Annotated in this window: 1 protein-coding gene; it reads right to left on the bottom strand. The window is 59.9% G+C overall.

Translation table 11 applies throughout. The annotated features are described in order from the left end of the window. The coding region (locus tag AB4Z23_RS28015; protein WP_441361244.1) for an ABC transporter substrate-binding protein at positions 1-420 on the bottom strand (420 nt) is incomplete at its 3' end. Positions 421-558: the final 138 nt, after the last annotated feature.

The following is a 558-nucleotide window of genomic DNA, read 5'->3' as shown; positions in this document are numbered from 1 at the left end:
GTCCTTGGCCGATCGAACCGGCTTGGCGTTGCGCGAATAATAGGCATAGGGGTGTCTCTGGTAGCCGGCCGCGATCGCCTTGACCGGCATGCCCGCGCCACGCGCCAGCATCACCGAAGGGCTGGAGGAGATTTGCCCGATAGCCGACTGGCCGGCCGCGACGCCAGCGACGCCATCGACATTCGGCCCGCCCGGAACGATTTCGAGCTCCACGCCCTGTTCGGCATAGAAGCCTTTCTTGAGAGCGACGACCTCGCCGAGAAGGCCGTTCGAGGCAAGCCAGCCGAGCTGCATGCGGATCCTGGCGGGCGAAGCCGCCGAGCCCGGACGCACGGACAGAAGTGTCTGTCCGGCTGCAAGGCCGCCCAGTGCAGCGGCCGCTTTCACAAAACCGCGCCTGTTCATCAAAAGTTCTGACATATAATTCCCCTCTTCTTCGTTGCCGTGAGAGACTTTTGTAATTGTCCGGATCATCACCGAAGCAGGCGTTCGCGCAAAGAACAATTTTTAGTCTCAAGCATTGCTAAAAATGCAACACGCGAAGCTGCGTGTTTTTAC

The organism is Agrobacterium sp. MCAB5 (assembly GCF_052114365.1).
Classification (GTDB): Bacteria; Pseudomonadota; Alphaproteobacteria; order Rhizobiales; family Rhizobiaceae; genus Agrobacterium; species Agrobacterium tumefaciens.
This window is presented reverse-complemented; position numbering and strand designations above follow the sequence as displayed.